Origin of the sequence: Gemmatimonas sp. UBA7669 (assembly GCF_002483225.1) — a bacterium.
In the GTDB taxonomy this organism is placed as follows: Bacteria; Gemmatimonadota; Gemmatimonadetes; order Gemmatimonadales; family Gemmatimonadaceae; genus Gemmatimonas.
Map to the genome: position 1 here is coordinate 227,991 of NZ_DLHL01000011.1, position 18,787 is coordinate 246,777.

General features: G+C 66.8%; 14 protein-coding genes. 3 read left to right on the forward strand and 11 right to left on the reverse strand.

Annotation, left to right across the window (positions count from 1 at the left end; all coding sequences use genetic code 11):
* Positions 1 to 2: 2 nt before the first annotated feature.
* The gene (locus B2747_RS03355; RefSeq protein ID WP_291156866.1) at positions 3 to 422 is read right to left on the reverse strand and encodes a hypothetical protein; all 420 of its coding nucleotides are present in this window, start codon (positions 420 to 422) and stop codon (positions 3 to 5) included.
* A 209-nt stretch (positions 423 to 631) separates the two neighbouring features.
* Here B2747_RS03355 and B2747_RS03360 point away from each other — a divergent pair, with 209 nt between their 5' ends.
* On the forward strand, positions 632 to 3,820 hold the full coding sequence (locus tag B2747_RS03360) for a choice-of-anchor Q domain-containing protein (protein WP_291156868.1): 3,189 nt from the start codon (positions 632 to 634) through the stop codon (positions 3,818 to 3,820).
* A gap of 9 nt (positions 3,821 to 3,829) precedes the next feature.
* Positions 3,830 to 6,382 carry a serine/threonine-protein kinase gene (locus B2747_RS03365; protein WP_291156870.1) on the forward strand — a complete coding sequence of 851 codons (2,553 nt, stop codon included), beginning with the start codon at positions 3,830 to 3,832 and terminating at the stop codon, positions 6,380 to 6,382.
* Here B2747_RS03365 and B2747_RS03370 read toward each other — a convergent pair.
* From B2747_RS03370 to B2747_RS03415, 10 genes are all read right to left on the reverse strand, one after another.
* Positions 6,352 to 6,897: a GNAT family N-acetyltransferase gene (locus B2747_RS03370; protein WP_291156872.1), complete on the reverse strand. Its 546-nt coding sequence runs from the start codon at positions 6,895 to 6,897 to the stop codon at positions 6,352 to 6,354. The genes B2747_RS03365 and B2747_RS03370 overlap by 31 nt on opposite strands.
* Before the next feature lie 22 nt (positions 6,898 to 6,919).
* Positions 6,920 to 7,474: a DUF1697 domain-containing protein gene (locus B2747_RS03375; protein ID WP_291157253.1), complete on the reverse strand. Its 555-nt coding sequence runs from the start codon at positions 7,472 to 7,474 to the stop codon at positions 6,920 to 6,922.
* Positions 7,474 to 8,307, reverse strand: a complete 834-nt coding sequence (locus tag B2747_RS03380) for a hypothetical protein (RefSeq protein ID WP_291156874.1) — start codon at positions 8,305 to 8,307, stop codon at positions 7,474 to 7,476. The genes B2747_RS03375 and B2747_RS03380 overlap by 1 nt, the downstream gene beginning before the upstream one ends.
* A gap of 101 nt (positions 8,308 to 8,408) precedes the next feature.
* Positions 8,409 to 8,846, reverse strand: a complete 438-nt coding sequence (locus tag B2747_RS03385) for a cbb3-type cytochrome c oxidase subunit I (RefSeq protein ID WP_291156876.1) — start codon at positions 8,844 to 8,846, stop codon at positions 8,409 to 8,411.
* A complete protein-coding gene (locus B2747_RS03390) occupies positions 8,843 to 9,514 on the reverse strand; it encodes a hypothetical protein (RefSeq protein WP_291156878.1) in 672 nt (223 codons plus the stop codon). The genes B2747_RS03385 and B2747_RS03390 overlap by 4 nt, the downstream gene beginning before the upstream one ends.
* Positions 9,515 to 9,667: 153 nt before the next feature.
* Positions 9,668 to 10,141, reverse strand: a complete 474-nt coding sequence (locus B2747_RS03395; RefSeq protein ID WP_291156879.1) for a DinB family protein — start codon at positions 10,139 to 10,141, stop codon at positions 9,668 to 9,670.
* Between the two features lie 51 nt (positions 10,142 to 10,192).
* Positions 10,193 to 11,890, reverse strand: a complete 1,698-nt coding sequence (locus B2747_RS03400; RefSeq protein WP_291156880.1) for an ABC-F family ATP-binding cassette domain-containing protein — start codon at positions 11,888 to 11,890, stop codon at positions 10,193 to 10,195.
* A 215-nt stretch (positions 11,891 to 12,105) separates the two neighbouring features.
* Positions 12,106 to 12,621 (reverse strand): hypothetical protein, encoded by a 516-nt coding sequence (locus B2747_RS03405; RefSeq protein WP_291156896.1) that lies wholly within the window; start codon positions 12,619 to 12,621, stop codon positions 12,106 to 12,108.
* Between the two features lie 42 nt (positions 12,622 to 12,663).
* Positions 12,664 to 14,511, reverse strand: a complete 1,848-nt coding sequence (locus B2747_RS03410) for a serine/threonine-protein kinase (RefSeq protein WP_291156898.1) — start codon at positions 14,509 to 14,511, stop codon at positions 12,664 to 12,666.
* 5 nt (positions 14,512 to 14,516) lie between these two features.
* Positions 14,517 to 15,347, reverse strand: coding sequence for an alpha/beta family hydrolase (locus B2747_RS03415; RefSeq protein WP_291156900.1), 831 nt, complete (start codon positions 15,345 to 15,347; stop codon positions 14,517 to 14,519).
* 137 nt (positions 15,348 to 15,484) lie between these two features.
* Between B2747_RS03415 and B2747_RS03420 the strand changes: the two genes are divergently transcribed.
* Positions 15,485 to 18,787 (forward strand): S41 family peptidase, encoded by a 3,303-nt coding sequence (locus B2747_RS03420; RefSeq protein WP_291156902.1) that lies wholly within the window; start codon positions 15,485 to 15,487, stop codon positions 18,785 to 18,787.

Genomic DNA, 18,787 nt, shown 5'->3' on the forward strand with positions numbered 1-18,787 from the left:
GCTCAGGGCACAACGAGCGCCACTTCGGTCAGTGGACGCGATGACTCCGAGCCACTGAAGCGCACGGTCACGGTCACCTGGGCCTGCGGGGTGCCGATGATCGGTGTCAGGACGCGACAGACGCGGGTGTTCCCCTCGAGCGGCTGAAATCCGGCTGGCGCCGCGATCGGAATCTCGAAGCGTCCGTTGGCGTCACCCACCACCGTTTGGCCGAAGGCATCGGGTGTGCTGCCTACGCAAGACAGCCCAATGTCCGCGTTGGGCACCGGGGTGCCGTCGGCACGCGACACGCTGCCTCGGATGAGGGCGTACCCCGAGACATCACTGTTCTCGATCTGCGTAAAGCCCAAACAGGCGCTGGCGAATGGCACAAAGAGCCAAGGCAGCCAACGGTGGGACAAGCGGTGCGCTCGCACGGACATGGCGCGTTGGGATGAGGGAGAGATGAAGATGGATAACATGTTCAATGTCGTGAGCCAAGCGAAAGATCCGCTGGCCCGGCGGTCCGCCGGGTCTGCGCCGGGCCCAAGTGCACCGGGACACACATGAGCCGAAATGCCGCCGTCCTGCGCGTGACCAACAGGCCGTCATCAGGGTCGGCCGTCCATTCTTCCCTCCGGACGCCCTCGCCATGTCCCGCTCTCCCTTGCTTCTGTTGGTTGCCGCGCTCGCCGCCTGTGGTGGCGGTGATAGCGGCCCCACGACGCCCCCACCGCCGGTTGTGGTGTCGATCACACCTTCGACTGCCACCGTCAACGCCGGGGCCGCCACCGAGTTCTCGGCCACCGTGGCCAACGCGACCTCCACTGCAGTGACGTGGACGGCCTCCGCGGGCACCATCACACCCAATGGCGCGAGCGCCTCGTGGACCGCGCCGGGAGCCGGTGGCAGCTACACCGTCACGGCCACGAGCACCGCCGATCCGACCAAGAGCGCCTCGGCCAGCATCACGGTCAATCCGGTGGGGCTCACGCTCAATCCCGCGACGCTCACGGTTGGAGCGGGCGATACGGTGCCGGTGGCCGTCACGGTGGCCAACGCGGCCAACACGGCCGTGACCTGGACCGCCTCAGCCGGCAGCATCATCGGCAGCGGAGGCAGCGTGCAATGGGCCGCGCCGCTCGCCGGCGGCAGCTACACGATCACGGCCACCAGCGTGCTCGACCCCACACGTCGCGTCACGCTGAATGCCACCGTCACGCCGGTCACGGTTGCCGTGGCGTCCACCGCATCGGCGCTGCTGCGCACAGAGTCCACCACACTCACGGCAACGGTCACCGGCACCAGCGTGCCGGGCGTGACCTGGCAGGCCTCCTGCGGCAGTGTCACCGGCAGCGGCAACACCGTGCAGTACACCGCGCCCACCAGTGGCAGCAGCTGTGTGGTGCGCGCCACCAGCGTGCGCGACACGTCGCGCAGTGGCACCGCCACCATCACGGTGCGCCCCGTCTATCGCGTGGCGGTGCTCGATGACAGCGACGACGGCGCCTGCACCTTGCAGCATTGCACCTTGCGCGAAGCCATCAACGCTGCGAACGCGAACGCCAATCGCGATTCCATTCTTGTGGTGACCACCGCGCCCAGCACCATTACACTCAGCAGCGGACTGCCATTCATCACCGAGGACGCCGATGTGGTTGGCGCCGGCCCGTCACAGCTCACCATCAATGCCGCCGCCACGCAAGCCGCACCACGCGGCGTGTTGTATGTGAGCAACAAGGCTGACGTTTCCCTGCGCGGCATGACGCTGCGCGGTGGACGCCGTCTCGGTGGTGGTGGTCTGGCCATTGACGATTCGGCGGTCGTGACCATGCGCGAGGTGCATGTGCGTGAGAACGAAACCGCCGGTAGTGTGGGTGGTGGCATTCTGGCCATTCGCGGTGGACGCGGCGTGTTCACGGACATCGAAGTCGTGGGCAACCGGGCCACTGGCACCAACGCCTTTGGCGCCGGCGTAGCGGTTGAAGTGGGCAGCAGTATCACCATCCGCCGCAGTCGCATCGCCGACAATGAGAACACCTCGTCGATCGGTGGTGGCCTGCGCGTATTCAGCGGCTCACTCACGCTCGACAGCGTTACCGTCACCAACAATCGTGCCCTGTCTTCCAACGCGGGACTGGGCGGAGGCATCATGGCTGACGGCGAAGCGCGGCTCATTGTCAGCAACTCCACCATCAGCGACAATGTCGCGGCCGTGTCGGGCGGTGGATTCAACGTGCGGGCGCCGGCCGAAGCCGGCATCGTCAACAGCATCATCAGCGGCAATCGGGCGCCGGGCGGCGCCGGCCTCGAGGGAAACAGCCCGGCATACGTGCTCAGCGAAGTCATCATCGAAAACAACATCGCCAGTCAGCGCGGCGGTGCGGCGCTGCTCTTTGGTGGCAAGTACACGCAAACTGGCGGCGCCATGCGCAACAACTACGCGGGCCGCAGTGGCGGGGGCGCCATGAACCTCATCACGGACGCTGAGATCGCCCTGGCCAACGTGGCCATCACCGGCAATCGCGCGGACACATCGGGCAACGGCGGAGCCATTGCGGGCAGTGGGAATGCGATGCTCACCATCACCGGTGGCTCCATGTCCGGCAACCGGGCGGCGGTAGTCGGCGGCGCGCTGGCGTTCAGCTCCGGACGTCCAAGCACACTGACCAACGTCGCCATTGCCGACAACGAAGCCGGTCAGGGCGGTGGTGGTGTCTTCATCGCCGCGTCGGCCAATGTCAGCATCAGCGGTGGCTCCATCTCGACGAACCGTGCGGCCGTCGGCGGCGGCGGAGGCGTGTACACCGACAACAGCACCACGTTGTTGCAGAACGTGACCATGACGGGCAATACCGCGGTGCAAAGCGGCGGTGCGGTCCTGGGCCTCACGGGTGGCACGGTGACAATGCGCAACGTCGTAGCCGAAGAGAATCGCGGGCTCAATGGTGGGGCGTTTGGGTTCAACGGACCCATCACCATCGTGATCGAGGGTGGTCGCGTTCAGCGCAACCAGGCCACAGCCGTCGGCGGTGGTCTGTGGAAGGCGGGACAGACGGCCCTTACGGTCACGGGTACGGAGTTCATCGAGAACACGGCGGCCACACAGGGTGGCGGCCTGCAGTTGGTCGCCCCAGGCGCACCGGCCACATTGCGCGGACTACTGCTGCGCGGCAACACCGCGACGGGTGCGAGTGGCGGCGGCATCACTGCCGGTGTCAACACCACGATCGAAAACAGCACCTTTGTTGGCAACAGCGCACCAGCTGCCATCGGTGGAGGTGTGTTCTCGGCCTCCCTGGCCAACACCGTCATTCGCAACAGCACGTTCTCCGGCAACTCCGCGGTGACCGGCGGTGGCGTCGCGGCCACCGGTGCCGCCAGCATCATCAACAGCACGTTCGTGGGCAACACCGCCACCGACTACGGGGCCGGTATCGGCACCAACAACGCCGGCGCTTTGACCGTGACCAATCTCGTGCTCAGCAACAACCGCATCGGCCAGAACGCCGGAGATTGTGGGCGCGGAGGCACCAGCACGATTACCTCGTCCGGTGGCAACGTGAATGGCGACACCACCTGCACCACGTTCACGCAGGCCAGTGATCGTCGCAACGCCACCGTGGGTGTCAGTGCGAGTCTGGCCAACAACGGCGGCGGCACACTGACGCACGCCCTGCTGGAGGGCAGCGCCGCCATCAACGCCGGGGTCGCGAGCGCGTGCCCCGTCACCGACCAGCGCGGCTTCGCCCGCGTGGGAGCCTGCGACAGTGGAGCCTTCGAGTTCGGGGCCACCGCGCCGGCGGGGGCTCGGCTTACCGTCCGGCCGGGCAAGAAGTAGCGTAGGGGCATGAGCACCAGCCCACGCCATCACACGCTGTCACCAACGCGGGTGGCAGAACTCGAGGCCCTCTTTCATCAGGCCGTTCAGGTCACGGCCGAGTCGCGCGAAGCCTTCCTGTCGGAGGTGTCGAGTCGCGATCAGGACATGGCCGACGAGTTGCAGGCACTGCTGGCGCTGCACGACAGCGATGCGTCGTTCGATTCTTCAGGGTTGGGCGCGACCACGTCGTCGCCCAACCAGGAGGGCCTGCGACTCGGCCCCTGGGCGGTTGGCCGACGCATTGGTGCCGGTGGTATGGGCACGGTGCACGAAGGCGTGCGCGCTGATGATCAATATCGCCAGCGCGTGGCCATCAAGTTTCTCCGCCGCATCGCCGATGGCGATGCGGCGGCGCGTCGTTTCCGCACCGAGCGTCAGATTCTTGCCACACTGCAGCATCCACGCATTGCCGCGCTGCTCGACGGCGGTGTCACGCCGGATGGGCAGCCGTACTTCGTCATGGAGTACATCGACGGCGCACCCATCACGCTCTGGTGCGACAACCGGAAGGTGGATCTGGACACCCGGTTGCGACTCTTCCTCGAGGTGTGCGATGCCGTGCGTGCCGCCCACCGGCGGCTCATTGTGCATCGGGATCTCAAGCCCGGCAACATCCTCGTCACCGACGACGGGGCCGTCAAGCTGCTCGACTTCGGTATCGCACGCCTGCTGCACGCCAGCGACGAAGCAGACGAGCCGGATGCCCCACACACCGCGGTAGGTGCGCGCGTCTTCACGCCGGAGTACGCCGCCCCCGAGCAGATTCGTGGCGAGCCCGTTGGCACGGCCGCCGATGTCTATGCCTTGGGGGTGTTGCTGTTCGAACTCATTGCCGGTGCCCGTCCGATTTCGCTGCACGGTATGTCGCTGGCAGCCATGGAGCGTGCGGTCGAGAGTACACCCGCACCCCGCCTGAGCACGGCACTCACCGACGCCCGCGCCGCCACGCTTGGGGGTCGATCGGCCGATCGGCTGCGCCGCGCAGTGCATGGCGACATCGATGCCATCCTGGCCATGGCGCTGCGCAAGGAGCCGGATCGCCGGTACGCCACGGTCGACGCACTCATGGACGATGTGACGCGACACCTTGCCGGCCGGCCGGTGCGCGCACAAGCAGACAGTGTCGGATACCGACTCGGCAAGTTCGTTCGCCGTCGTCGCGTGGAGACCGCAGCGGCCGCGGTGACACTGGTATCGCTCGTTGGAGGCACGGCGGCGGCCCTGCAACAAGCGCGACGCGCTGGCGCCGAGGGCGCGCGCGCCACGGAAGTCCAGACCTTCCTCACGGAAATGCTCGGCGCCGCCAAGCCCGGACAGTTGGGCCCCGATGCACGGGTGCGTGACGTGCTCGACTCAGCCGCCGCGCGGCTTGATCGCGCACCCGCGTCGCCTGCGCTCGAAGCCGAGCTGCGGCACATCATCGGCGGCACCTATGTGTCGCTTGGCGAATATGCCACTGCCGACTCGCAGTACCTGCGCAGTCTGGCCGCATGGCAGCTTGCGGCACCCAAGGGTGACCCGCGTGCCGAACGTGTACTCCTCGATCTCGGTATCGCGCGCTGGGAAGAGGGCAACTATGTGTCCGCCGATTCCGTGCTGCAACGTGTCGACAGCCTGCATCGTCGGCGCACGGACGTCACGCCGCTCGATCGCGCCACGCTGCTTGATACGCGCGCACAAACCTTGGCGCGACTGGGTCGCAACGCCGAAGCCCGGCCGCTGTTCTACGAGTCGCTCGACATGCACCGGCGCTACTTCCCCGATGATGCGGAGGCGGCCATTCCCACCTGGGTATCGCTCGCCGTGGTGGAGAGTGACCTCGGCAATCACCAGATTGCTGACACCTTGCTGCAATCGGCCATTCGTCTGGCCAAGCGAGCCGGCGCCGCCAATGGCAGCAGCCTCCTGCCAATACTGGCGGTTCGAGCTGGTTTGCTCGAGCGCCTCGGACAGATGGATTCAGCCGGTGCCACGTACCGCGAAGTCATCCGCCTGCGCGAGCAATTGCTTGGTCCTGACCATCCCCTGCTCGCCATGTCCATGCTCAACTACGGTGATCACCTGCGGCGGCGCGAACAGTATCGCGAATCCACACGGTGGACCCGGCGTGTGCTGTCGCTACGAGGCAAGTCACTCGAGGATACGCACGTGGCTGTTGGCGCGGCCATGATGCACCTGGGCCTGTCTCTTGCGCATCTCGACTCGGCAGCGGCCGGCGAGCAATTGGTGCGTCAAGCACTGCAAGTGCGCACAGCAGCCCTGCCGCCGGGACACTGGATTCTCGCGTCCACGCGCAGCGCGCTTGGCGAGACGCTGGTACTGGGCGGCAAGTTCCGGGACGCCGAAGACCTGCTGCTGCCGGCGGAGCGTCAGTTGAGCGCCGAGCTTTCGCCGGACATCGAACCCGTGCAGGACGTCTGGCGGCGACTGGGCATGCTGTACACCGCGTGGGGACGTCCCGACGAGGCGGCCAAATGGGAGGCGCGGCGTCAGTCGGCCCGAAGCAAGGATCCATCGTGAGCCGGCGCGCTGTCCTGCTCGATCAGCCATTCATAGTAGCGCAGCGGCGTCCCGCGATAGACCACCGCGCCGCGTGAGATGAAGCCGCACGCTTCGTAGAAGCCGCCAGCGCCGGCTGGTGCATCCCACGCGTCAAGTCGGATGGATTGCGCGGGCCACTCCCGCACGATGGTCTTGGCATCGTCGAGCGCGTGTCGACCCACACCTTTGCGCTGATGGGCCACCGCCACCGCCATGTTCGTGAGATAGAGCGCCCGTGTTGCCGGCGTGAAGTGGGCGACGTCTATGGCCCACGGCTTCTTCTGCGCAAGGCGCAGGCAGCACACGATCCTCTTGGCTTCGACGCCGACACGAAGACGGGCGTGGCGCAAGGCGAGCGCAACGCCGCGTTCCGAAAACGGCCCACCCCATGGCCCATCGCCAAACTGCGCCACCAGCGCACCCGCCGCAGCGTTTTGCAGCGCAGCGATCTGCGGAACGTCTTCGAGCGTGGCATCACGGAACCGGAGCGACATGCGTGGAAAGGGCTTCGGGCGATCAGGCGTCGGATGTCTGCACAGACGTGGCCATCTGCACGAGGCGCAGCGTGGTGTTCCAGTTGCGCACAGTCAGCTCCTTGTACACCGGCATCTGCACCAGTCGACTCAAGCGGCTACTGGTTTCGCGCGCAATGAACCGCCGGTAGTACAGCGCATGCCGCCCGGCCGTGGCGACGTCCACCTCGGGATGAACTGGCACCTCGGCAAGCACGGCGGCGACATCCACACCGGGTCGCGCAAAGAGCACGTCGTACTTGAACTGCGTGCGATCGCTGCCAAATCCTTCTGGCGCGTCATCAAGCACCTCCTGCATTTCTGCGGCTGAACGCAGCACCAGTTTGGCCTGATAGTTGAACGAGGTGCTGAGCGCTTGTTCCAGCGTCTTTACCACAGTGGCATGACGGCCCGGCGCATCAAAGAGCACATTGCCGCTCTGGATGTACGTCGCCACGCCTGTGAATCCCAGCGCACTGACGCAGGCGCGCAGATCGGCCATGGGAATGATGTTGTTCCCGCCCACGTTGATGCCGCGAAGCAGGGCGACCCAGCGCATCACACCCGATCGAAATGTTTGGTGGCACAGGACTCGCAGAGCGCGTGCGTCACACTCACCTTGTGCTCCGAGAGATACTCCTCGATCCGTCGCCAATAGCCGTCGTCGTCACGCACCTTGTTGCACCAGGAGCACAGCGGGAGCATGGACGAAAGCTGGTGCACGTTCTCGAGCGCGAGTCGCAGTTCGATATTGCTCTGTCGCAGATAGGCCACGAGCACGCCAACAAACAGGGCGACCATGAAGAGGCTCACTTCCACGTCGCCCAGAATCTGCACTACGGCGCGGCTGCCGGCGTCCGGGTCCACTGCGGCCTGCGTGGCCAGTGCCGAGCGAACAGCATGGAAGATGCCCTGCAGGGCCAGCACGACCGCCGGGAATCGCATCACCACACGCAAGCGCTCCGGCCCACGCCACAGCGTGGCAGCAGCAACGAGCGAAAGGCCGCCCCAGAATACGCCGTTCAATACCGTGCGCCACCCGTTCAACGCAGCCACGGTTCCCACCAGCAGCAGCATCGCGAGATGCACGCCAACCAGCCCCGCCGCCCAGCGCAAAGAGAGTGCACGTTCGGTGCTGCGTACCGCCGCGACCAGCAGCGCCACGTGACCAGCCGTCACCATGAGCGTGGGCAGCATGCGCGGCACGACATCGGGTGGCAGACCGGCCCGCATGACGAACATGAGATCGGCGGCCGTCAGAACCCACGCCGCAACGATCCACGGTCGCAGCGACATGCCAGCCGCTTCGAGCCGCCAGTACTGGCTCATGACACCAGCCAGAATGAGCCCGATGATCAGGTTGACGAGATAGATGACCGTTTCCTGCGACATCGGACTCCGGATCCTGCGTGATCCAACTGGACAAGTGTGAGCCGACGCGCGTGGTCAGCGGTGAGGGCCGAGACGGAATGTACCGCGCGGCAACCGGAAGTTCAGCGGCGCTCGCTGAGCGCACCACTCGCGCGAATGCGTGTCCACATGGTGGCAAAGAACAGCAACATGCCTAGCGCCTGCACGATGCCGGCCGCGACCAGCGCCACACGCCATGGGAGGGCGGGAAGCGGCGCCAAGGTGATTTCGAGTGCAACCCGCAGCGCCGTTCCGCCCGCGATGCCCCACCAGGCCAGCGCAGCCAGGATCGGACGAAAGACCTGATCCTCAGGGCGCGGACGCGGAAACATCCACAGGGCAACGCCGGTGATCATGAGCATCACGAACCCCACCAGCAGCGCGTGCGTGTGCGCGCTCCGCAGTCGCATGGGCACAGCCGCGCCGAACTCGCGAGCGACCATGAGCCACACGCCCAGCCCCACACCAAGGGCGAGGAAGACGATGGCCGTGCGGAGGTAGCGGCGAACCAGAGCATTCATGGTCCAAGCACCCGCCACGCGATGTGTGCGAGCGCGCGCCACGGTGGGCTGTCGAACAACAGCACCTCTGCGGTCTGTTCGAGGATGACAAACAGCCCGCCCCAAAGCAGAACGGGATGCACCGCCCCGCGCACCACTCGGTCGTGCATCATGGCCAGCAAAATCCACACATCCGCGAGCACCAGCGCCAACCAGATCTCCGGACGTGGTACCCACGGAAGCCAATGACGAAACCGGAACCAGGCAGGCCAGATCACCACCAGCGTGGCCAGCAACATCCAGCGCGCGTGGGCCTCGGGCGTGCGGCGCGTGCGATACCCCGCCACCACCAGGCCAACGAACAACGCCCCGGAGGTGAACACGCCGAGCAGCGTGGAGATGGCGGAATCCCCACCGCCCTGCGCCAGATCCCGCCGCACCTGGGTCAGGCCGGCGGGAATCATGGTGACGGCAACCGCGAGTGCCAACGGCACCGCCACACGGCCTAACTGGCGGTGCCAACGCAGCCGGTGTGTGTGCACAAGGATGGGCTGCAGCGCGAACATGAGGACCCAACCCATGGCAAGCGCACCGTGCACATGCAGCGTCCATGACCCGGAAAACTCACCCCGACTTACCGGGACGAGGTAGGTCCCGCCGAAACCGAGCAGGGTTGCCAGTAAGGCCACCCCACCCATGATCAGAAACTGCGGGGTCCGGCCGGATCGGCCGCGCGTTGAGACGGCGCGCTCCATGGCACTCCCGAGATCGTGAACCCGCTACATGACGCGCGAAGGACTACCCAACCTCGGCTGCGGACCGGTGCGAAGCAAGCGTGTCACTCAGTCCCGATGCCAAAACGCCGGCGGTTCGATGCCCAGTGCACGCAGATACACGTAACCCTGCGCCCGATGATGCACTTCGTTGTCGATGGCGTAGGCGATGTGGCTCCACACCGGCCCGGTGAACTGCCCAAACACGGTCAGCGTTTCGGCGAACTTGTCGGACGGCACCTTCGCAAACCACGCGTCGAGCTCCGACGTGGCGGCATCCCAGGCGGCCAGCAGTTCGGCTTTGCTGGCCGGCACCACCTCGGCGTAGCTGGCCGGCTCACCCGACACGATCTCGCGCAACATGGGCACGGCAATAGCCAGCATTTCGCTGGCCAGCGCCGCAAACGGACGCATCCCGCCAACGCTGAAGCTGTGAAGCGACTCGTCAGGGAACGCCTCGATGACGCGGCGTGTGAGGCGGCGGTGACCCTGCCAGTGTGCGAGCAGGTCGGCAGGAAACAGCGCGGCAACGGTGGTGGACATGACAGGACCTCGGTGATGGGGAGTGAAACCGGGGAGGTCGAACTTCGGTGTTTATTCGGATCCTGTCAAGCCTTGCCGGCCAGGCATCAGCACCCGCCGGTCAACGGCAATGCGGTCCAGAAACCGCTCATCATGCGACGCCACCACCAGCGCCCCATCGAACTGCTGCAGGACGGATTCCAATGCCTCCAGACTGTCGAGATCGAGGTGATTGGTTGGCTCGTCCAGCAGCAGGAGACGTGGGGCGGGTACTCCCGGCACACCCAGCACACAGGCCAGCGCGGCCCGCATGCGTTCCCCGCCACTCAGCGCGTTGGCGGCGCGAAAAGCCATGTCGCGACGAAAGCCAAACCGGGCCAGCGCGCCACGCAGCGCGGTCTCGTCCGGCACCATGAACGCCCCACCGCGCATGGCCGCCATGTGCTGCATGGCTCGCAGCAGCGAACCGTGTCGCGACAGCACCGTTACCTGCTGATCGAGATAGACCACCTCCTCCACCGGGACGCCGCGATGCACGCGCAGCGCCCGCATGGGCGCGCGCTCACCAGACAGCACGCGCAGCAGGGTAGACTTGCCACTGCCGTTGGGCCCCAGCACCGCCACCCGCTCCGGACCACGCAACTCGAATGTGAACCCTGCCACCAGTTCCTCGGCGGGCTCGCCCACGCCCAGCGTGGCATCGTGCATCGCGAACACGAGCGTGCCAGCGGCCAGTTCGCTCGAGACCACGGGAAACGCCAGAGGCACCGCCTCCTCGAGCAGCGCCTGCGCCTCACGCACGCGTGCGGACGCTTCGTCGTTCTCCCGTTGGCGAATGCCTTGCAGACGTGCCCCGGTGCCCTCGCTGCGTTCCGCCTGCATACCCAGCAGAATCTTTGCCTGCCCGCCGCGGGCCCGGGCACGGCGTCCTGCGGCGTCGCGGCGATCCTGTCGTTCCTTGGCGGCCTGCTGGGCGCGCTCCACCTTGTCGCGGGCAGCCAGTGCACTGCTGAACTCCCGCTCTGCCGCCTCACGCTGCAACGCGCGCTCCGCACGATAGTGCGCGTAATTGCCACCATAGCGTCGCAGTGTGCCCCGCTCCACCGCCTCGATGCGATCCACGTGATCGAGCAACTGACGGTCATGCGTGGCCACGACCAGGGCCCGTGGCCACGTGCGCACCAGCGTGTACACCGCGTCGCGATGCGCCGCGTCGAGATCATTGGTGGGCTCATCGAGCACGAGCACGTCGGGCGCATCGAGCAGCAACGCCGCCAGGCGCATGCGTGTGGCCTCGCCACCACTCAAACTGGACCAGTGTCGATCGAGCCGAATGTGTCCCAGATCAAAAGAGTGCAGCAGCGCTTCAAGACGCTCGGCGAGATCCCACTCGGTGCCAATGCGCTGCACGTCCTCCGCCGAGCCCTCGCCCAACGCGCAACGCGCGAGCGCAGCCAGCACGTCGGCCTTGCCCAGACGCTGCGCGACCGTGTCGTCGGTGAATGGCGCGCCGAAGGCAGCAGTCGGCAGCGGTGTGGCCAACTGCGAAAGCACCGCCACTCGGCCGCGGCGCGTGACCTGCCCCGCATCGGGCTGCCGAGCGCCGCTCAACACGGCCAGCAGCGTGCTCTTGCCGGATCCGTTTGGTCCGATGAGGCCTACGCGCTCGCTGTCGAGCGCGAAGTGAATCTCGGCGAGAAGTGGAGTGCCGTCAGGCCGATGGCAGGAGACGGCCGTGGCAACGAGCCACGCGGACGATGGACGAGACATGGATTTCCCAGACAGTCGTTCGGGGCAGGGCATCGGAGTGATGCCTGCGAGTCGAAGTCGTGATCCGGGTGCTGTCCATGTGGCGCCTCACTGCTCGGGGAATACCGCCCACCGGCGCATGGGCGTGTTTCGCTCGTCGCGCAACACGCCACATGGGCCAGGGAAATTCAACGGTCCTGCTATGCTGCCAATCTACCTGCGGGTCGTGCGTGGCGTCACTTCGGCACGCGCAACACCACGGCGTTTGTGGCCGCGGAGACCGCGCCGGCCGGACCGGTCAGTGCCACCTGCGCACGCACCGCCCCTGTCTGCACGGCCCCATCCCCTGGCGGCGCAGACGGTCCGGACAGCACGGCGTGCACTTCCATCACGAACAAGCGCGTTTCACCGGGCGCAATGTCCACGTTGCTCGGCGAAAACGCACAGAGCGGCGACCAAGCGCGGCGCCAGCTTCCCGGCGCGGCCTGCTGCTCCACCACCGTGGCACACTCTTCGAAGCGCAACGCGGCGCCGGTGGTGTTGCGCACCCGCACCGGCATCGCAAAGGCGAGGAACTCCACGTTGCCTGAGCTGCGACGCTCACCCACCAGCGTGTCCCCAAGCGCCTGTACCTCGGGGGGAGCGGCCGTCGGTCCGACCGCGTCGCGGCAGCCCCATGCGGCACCCAAAGAGACGGCGGCGACCGCCGCCATACGCCAGCCTGCCACAGCTCGTGCACCTGCTCGAATCATGATTGGCCTCCTGAAAAGACTCCCTCGATATATCGCGCGTCGTCAGGGTGGCAGCAAGCGATCAACGTCGGCGCGCGCATCCACCAGGCGATCCACTTCGTCCCCCAGGTGACGAACGGCGTCGATCAGTGTGGTGAGTGGCGCCAGATCGGTGGAGCCGGCGTGCAGACGCAACAAGTCGAGCCGCAACGTTTCGAGCGCCGCCACCGCCCTGGCCAGCCGCTGCGCAGCCGCCTCGCGCGCGGCACCGTCGAGCAGCGCCACCGCCGCGCGTGCATCCGCCGCTTCTGCCTCGAGCGCCGCCAGGGTGGCCGGCAGGTCCGTGAGCGCCTCACGCTGAGCCGACGGCAGGGCCTCGTACAGGTCCTGCGCGGCGACACCCAGCGCCACTTCCGTCGCGCGGAACCCACCGGCTTCCAGCGCCCGCGAGCGCGACGGCGCGCCCAGCTTGCGCGAGAGCCACGCACCAACCCGGCTGTTCCAGAGTCGATCCCTGATTCCCGACATCCACCACTCGCGCACACGCGGCGAGACGAAGCGCACATCGAGTGCATTGCTCACCGCCACCGTGAGCAGCGTGGCACCGACCGGCGACAACACCATCCAGATGGGCGAGCGATTCTCGTGCAGCACACCTTGCACCACGAGCCCCACCGTCACTGCGAGCCATGACGTGGAAGCGAACGTGGCATAGCGCAGCGCACGATGTACGGGCGACTCGGTATCCGCGTGCGACAGCGCCGCCGCCTCCACCCGCTCGCGCCGCGCCACGTCGATGGCCGCGCGCAGATCGGCAAGGGAATGACCGGCACGAAACTGGCGGCGTGCCTGGTTGATGTGATATCCGATGATGGGCAGCAGTGGCGCCGCGGCAATACCAGCCAGCAGCGCAATGTCAGCGGGGCCGTCGGGACGATTGCCTGTGACCCATGCCACCAGATTGCCCGCGGTGAGCACACTGAAGCCGGCCATCCACCCACTGTATGGCAGCATCAGCGGGTTGCGCGCAGCCAGCCAGGCGCGAAGTCCCGGTGCGAGCTGGCTGCGCGGCTCCGGCGCAGGCGCCAGCGCTGCCGCCAAGGCTTCGCCATCGGCAAAGCGCTCGGCCGGATCGCGAGCCAGACAACGGGCAATGGCCGCCTCGAGTGCCGCCGGAACACCGGGAGCAACCGTGCGCAGACTGGGGGCAGACTGCGTGGCCTGTGCCAACAGCAGGGCGGGCACGGTCTCGCCGTCAAACGGATAGCGACCGCTGAGTGCGAGGTAACCAACCACGCCCAGCGCGTACAGATCACTGCGTCCGTCGAGCGCTGCGCCAGACGCATGTTCGGGACTGATGTAGTGCGCCGTCCCCATCAGCGGCGCGGGGGTCAGCGCAGCGCGCTCCATGTCCGAGGCAATGCCGAAGTCCGTCACCATCGCGCGGCCGCTGCCTTCTTCGATGAGGATGTTGTCGGGTTTGATGTCCCGATGGACAATGCCGCGGCCGTGTGCGTAAGCCAGCGCCCATGCCACTTCGCGCAGTACGCGCGCCACATCGCCCGGCGGCAGCGGTCCCTGCGTGCGCAGGCGCTGTCCGAGCGTTTCGCCGGCGATGTAACTCATCACGAAGAACACCACGCCCTGCGCTTCACCGACACGGTGAATGGGCACGATGTGCGGGTGTGACAGGCCGGCGGCCGTACGGGCCTCGCGCAGAAAGCGCTCGCGCGCCACGGCATTGGCAGCAAGCTCCGGTGGCAGCACCTTGATGGCCACATCGCGGTCGAGCTGGACATCGCGTGCGAGGTACACGACCCCCATGCCACCACGCCCCAGCTCGCGCTGCAGCGAATATTCGCCAATCAGCGCCGATTGAACGGTGAGGAACTCCTGCGTGGCCGAGCTCATGCCCTCTACGATAACGGCAGCGAGGGTGGATGTCCCGTCACGTCGGCGAGCATGTCCAGGACCCGGCGAATCATGAGGTCCCGCTGCGCGTCCGCCGTGATGTGCGGCCAGCGATCACCCGGCTGGAATCCGTACCAGCCGAACTGCGAGTGATTGCCCCCCTCGACCCACTCCCAGCGCGTCGAAAGCGGCAGCTTGCCACGATTGCTCTCCACCTCCGCGCGACTCGCCAGTCCGTCATGCGTGCCCACAATTTTTGTCACGGGCACCGTGAGTCCGCTGAGGTCCACGTCCCGCGGATGCGACGTGCCAATGAGTACGAGCCCGGAGAAACCCGGCCGCTGCTGCGAAGCGACGGTACTCGCGACCACACCGCCCTTCGAATGCCCCGCCGCCACCCAGCGGGCCGGAGACGCGGCGCCAGCCACCACGCGCGCGAGGCGCGCCTCGAGCTCCGGGGAATCTGTGCCGCCAAACGCGGCACGGCGCGGAATCTCCACGAGATACGCGCGGTACCCGCCGGCGGCCACCGCGCGCAGCAGCGGCGCATACGCCACCGGGTCCACCAACGCCCCCGGAAAGAATACCAGCGCAGCACCGTCACGTCGGGACGAATCGCCACGCGTGGGGACAAACGACCACACCCCGTCGTCGTGTTGCACCATCACCTGATCATCGCTGGCCAGCGCGGCGTGTGCATCGGCGTCCGCGCGATAGGCCCAGAGTGACCAGCCAGTGAAGACCACCGTGAACACCAGTCCGGCGGTAATCCAGACACGCCGAATGCGTGAAAGCCAGCGGTCGCTCTTGCGGTCGCGATTGCGGGCGCGGTTCATGAGGGGACTCGTGGGAGGGTGGCACATCGGGTGCTGGGGAGGCAGTGCCTCCTACGCGGTGCGCGCACATGCGGTTTCCGACTTGCCACGCCCTGCCCTCGGGCAGAGCTTGGAACGTACACCTTATCCCCCGCCTCATGCGATCCTGCCACGTTCCGTCTCAAGGCGACACGCTGCGCCTCTGCCTGGCATTCATCGCCAGCCTGTCGCTGTCCGCGTCGCTGTCCGCGTCGCTGTCCGCCCTACTGCCCGCCCCGCTCACGGCGCAGACCACCACGCCGCGCACTGACGAACCCACACGTCTGCTGCGACAGCCCTCCATCTCGTCCACCCACATTGCCTTCACCTACGGATCCGATGTCTGGATCGTGGATCGCAGTGGCGGTGTCGCGCGACGCATCACCAGTACGGCGGCCGTCGAGAGCGACCCGCGCCTCTCCCCCGATGGCCAGTGGATTGCCTTTACGTCCAATCGCAGCGGCACACCCGCCGTGTATGTGGTGAGTGCGCAGGGCGGCGAACCACAGCGTCTCACCTGGTATCCCGCCCCGGCGCTGGCGCGTGGCTGGAGTCCCGATGGACAGCGCGTGCTGTACGCCACCACCTATGGGACGGCGCCCTCGGCGTATCATCGCCTCTGGTCGGTGTCGCGGAGCGGTGGCCCATCCACACCCGTGACCGTCGGCTGGGGCTTCGACGGACGCTGGGCGCCCGATGGGCGCACGGTCGTGGTGGATCGCATGACGCGCTGGGATCCCGAGTGGCGCTCGTACCGCGGCGGACAGAACATCCCGCTGCGCCTGCTCGATGTGCAGAGCAAGGAAGAAACACTCATCCCCAATCCCGATCGCAGCACGGACCTGCAGCCGCATGTGCTGAACGGCAAGGTGTATTTCCTGTCCGATCGTGATTGGGTCAGCAACGTGTGGGCCTATGACATCGCGTCGAAAGCCCTGTCGCAAATCACGCGCTTTCGTGATGTGGACGTGAAGTGGCTGGGCGCCGGCGGAGGACAGTTGGTGTTCGAGCAGGACGGCTACCTTCACACACTCGACCCGGCGACCGGCCGATCCCAGCGCGTGGCCATCACCGTGCGCGGCGACTTCCCCTGGGCGGCCACACGCTGGGAGGACGTCACGCGCAGTGTGGCCGCGGCGTCGCTTTCCCCCACCGGCAAGCGCATTCTCTTCGAAGCGCGCGGTGAAGTGTTCACTGTGCCCGTTGAGCAGGGCGACACACGCAATCTCACACGCAGTTCCGGCGCCGCCGACCGCGCGCCCAGCTGGTCACCCGATGGCAAGCAGGTGGCCTGGTTCAGTGATGAGGGCAGTGGGTATCGCCTGCACATCGCCAATCAGGACGGCACCGGCACGCCGAGGCGCATCGAGCTTGGTGAATCGAAGATGGCCTGGGAGCCCGTCTGGTCGCCTGATGGCAAGCGCCTCGCGTTTGTCGACCATGTCACGCGGGTGCGCATCGTGGATGTCGCCAGCGGCCGCATCAGCACGGCCGATGTCGGCGGCGCGTCCAACGATCGTGGCAGCATGGGCCTTTCGTGGTCACCCGACTCGAAGTGGCTGGCGTACAGCAAGACCTATCCCAACAACTTCCGTCGCATCACGGCGTGGAATTCTGAGACGGGTACGGTCTCGCCACTGACCGACGCCATGGCGCATGCCGTGCAGCCGGCCTTCGACAAGGACGGACGCCATCTCTGGTTCCTGGCCAGCACGAACCTGGGCCTGGCCAGTGGCTGGGCCAACACCAGCGCCGGTCTCGCCGATCCGCAGTACGGGGTGTACGTGATGGTGCTGCGCAGCGGTGATCCCACGCCCTTCCCGCACAAGAGCGATGAAGAGGCCGCGCCGCCGCCGCCCAAGCCCGACACGGGTGCGGTGCAGGTGCGCATCGATCTCGAGGGCCTCGATCGTCGCATCGTGGTCACCTCGCTGCCCGTGCGCCGCTACGCTGACGTACAGACGGCCGGCAAGGGTGTCGTTTTTGTCAGTGAGCGCGTGGAGAATCAGCCCGGCGTCACGCTCCACAAGTTCAACCTCGCCGACGGCAAGACGGAGGTCTTCACGCGCGGCGTCAGCCGCGTCTCCGTCTCGCACGATGGCAAGAAGATCCTGCTGCAGAATGGGCAGCAGTGGACCGTGACCGGCACGGAAGCGCCGCCGCAGGCGGGTCGTGGCACGGTCGCCGTGGCGCTGCGCATGCAGCTGGATCGGCTGGCCGAATGGCGACAGGTGTTCGACGAAGTCTGGCACTTCGAACGGGATTTCTTCTACGATCCCGACATGCACGGCAACGACTGGGATGCGGTGCGTGAACGCTATCGCCCACTCGTGCCGCACATTCGCCATCAGGCTGACCTGGCCTATGTGGTGGATCTCGTGAACGGCGAGCTGTCCGTGGGACACAGCTACGTGAGCGCCGGTGACCTGCCGCCGGTGGACACGTCGCGCGTTGGTACGCTGGGTGCCGATCTCGTTCTCGAGAACGGCCGCTGGCGCATCGCGCGCATCCTCACCACCGAGAGCTGGAATCCCGGCCTTGGTGCGCCACTCGACCGACCGGGATTGCGCGTGAAGGCCGGAGACTATCTGCTCGCCGTCAACGGGGACGCGCTCACGGCCAACGATGATCCCTATCGTCTGCTCGACGGGACCGCCGACCGGCAGACCACCTTGCTCATCAACTCGCGGCCCAGCACCGACAGCGCGTGGAGCATCACGGTGGTGCCCGCGGGCAACGAGAACGCCTTGCGTCAGCGCGCCTGGGTGGAAGACAATCGCCGCAAGGTCGATTCGCTGTCCCGGGGGCGTCTGGCGTATGCCTGGATTCCCAACACCAGCGCGCCGGGCACCACCAGCTTTGATCGCTATGTGTTTGCCCAGCAGGATCGGCAGGGCGCGATCATCGACGAGCGCTACAACGGCGGCGGGTCACTCGATGACTACATGGTGGACTATCTCACGCGCAGCCTGCGCGGCGCACTCACCAATCATGTGCCCGGTGGCGCCCCCTCGGCACTGCCGCAGGGCGTGCTCGGGCCCAAGGCACTCATCGTGAACGAACGCGCCGGCAGCGGCGGTGACTACTTCCCGTGGGCGTTCCGTCAGCAGAAGGCCGGCGTCATTGTTGGCACCCGCACCTGGGGCGGTCTGGTGAGTGCCGCGTCGCACTACCCCATGGTCAACGGGCTCAGTGTCACCGCGCCGGTCATTCGCGTGTTCGATCCCGTCAACAACCAGTGGATCGCCGAGAATGAGGGCGTGGCGCCTGACATCGAGGTGATCGTGGACGAGAAGAGCGCAGCCGCCGGGCGCGATCCGCAGTTGGAGCGTGCAGTGAGCGAGGTGCTCAAGGCGGTGGACACGCAGGGTGTACGTCGCATCACGCCGCCGCCCATGACCCGGCCCGCGCGTCGGCGCTAA

What these genes read in the sequence shown, in the direction of transcription:
- B2747_RS03385 (WP_291156876.1), bottom strand. Translation starts at nt 8,846, where the DNA reads ATGAATGCTCTGGTTCGCCGCTACCTCCGCACGGCCATCGTCTTCCTC.
- B2747_RS03395 (WP_291156879.1), bottom strand. Translation starts at nt 10,141, where the DNA reads ATGTCCACCACCGTTGCCGCGCTGTTTCCTGCCGACCTGCTCGCACAC.
- B2747_RS03370 (WP_291156872.1), bottom strand. Translation starts at nt 6,897, where the DNA reads ATGTCGCTCCGGTTCCGTGATGCCACGCTCGAAGACGTTCCGCAGATC.
- B2747_RS03375 (WP_291157253.1), bottom strand. Translation starts at nt 7,474, where the DNA reads ATGCGCTGGGTCGCCCTGCTTCGCGGCATCAACGTGGGCGGGAACAAC.
- B2747_RS03355 (WP_291156866.1), bottom strand. Translation starts at nt 422, where the DNA reads ATGTCCGTGCGAGCGCACCGCTTGTCCCACCGTTGGCTGCCTTGGCTC.
- B2747_RS03400 (WP_291156880.1), bottom strand. Translation starts at nt 11,890, where the DNA reads ATGTCTCGTCCATCGTCCGCGTGGCTCGTTGCCACGGCCGTCTCCTGC.
- B2747_RS03380 (WP_291156874.1), bottom strand. Translation starts at nt 8,307, where the DNA reads ATGTCGCAGGAAACGGTCATCTATCTCGTCAACCTGATCATCGGGCTC.
- B2747_RS03410 (WP_291156898.1), bottom strand. Translation starts at nt 14,511, where the DNA reads ATGAGCTCGGCCACGCAGGAGTTCCTCACCGTTCAATCGGCGCTGATT.
- B2747_RS03360 (WP_291156868.1), top strand. Translation starts at nt 632, where the DNA reads ATGTCCCGCTCTCCCTTGCTTCTGTTGGTTGCCGCGCTCGCCGCCTGT.
- B2747_RS03365 (WP_291156870.1), top strand. Translation starts at nt 3,830, where the DNA reads ATGAGCACCAGCCCACGCCATCACACGCTGTCACCAACGCGGGTGGCA.
- B2747_RS03420 (WP_291156902.1), top strand. Translation starts at nt 15,485, where the DNA reads ATGCGATCCTGCCACGTTCCGTCTCAAGGCGACACGCTGCGCCTCTGC.
- B2747_RS03405 (WP_291156896.1), bottom strand. Translation starts at nt 12,621, where the DNA reads ATGATTCGAGCAGGTGCACGAGCTGTGGCAGGCTGGCGTATGGCGGCG.
- B2747_RS03415 (WP_291156900.1), bottom strand. Translation starts at nt 15,347, where the DNA reads ATGAACCGCGCCCGCAATCGCGACCGCAAGAGCGACCGCTGGCTTTCA.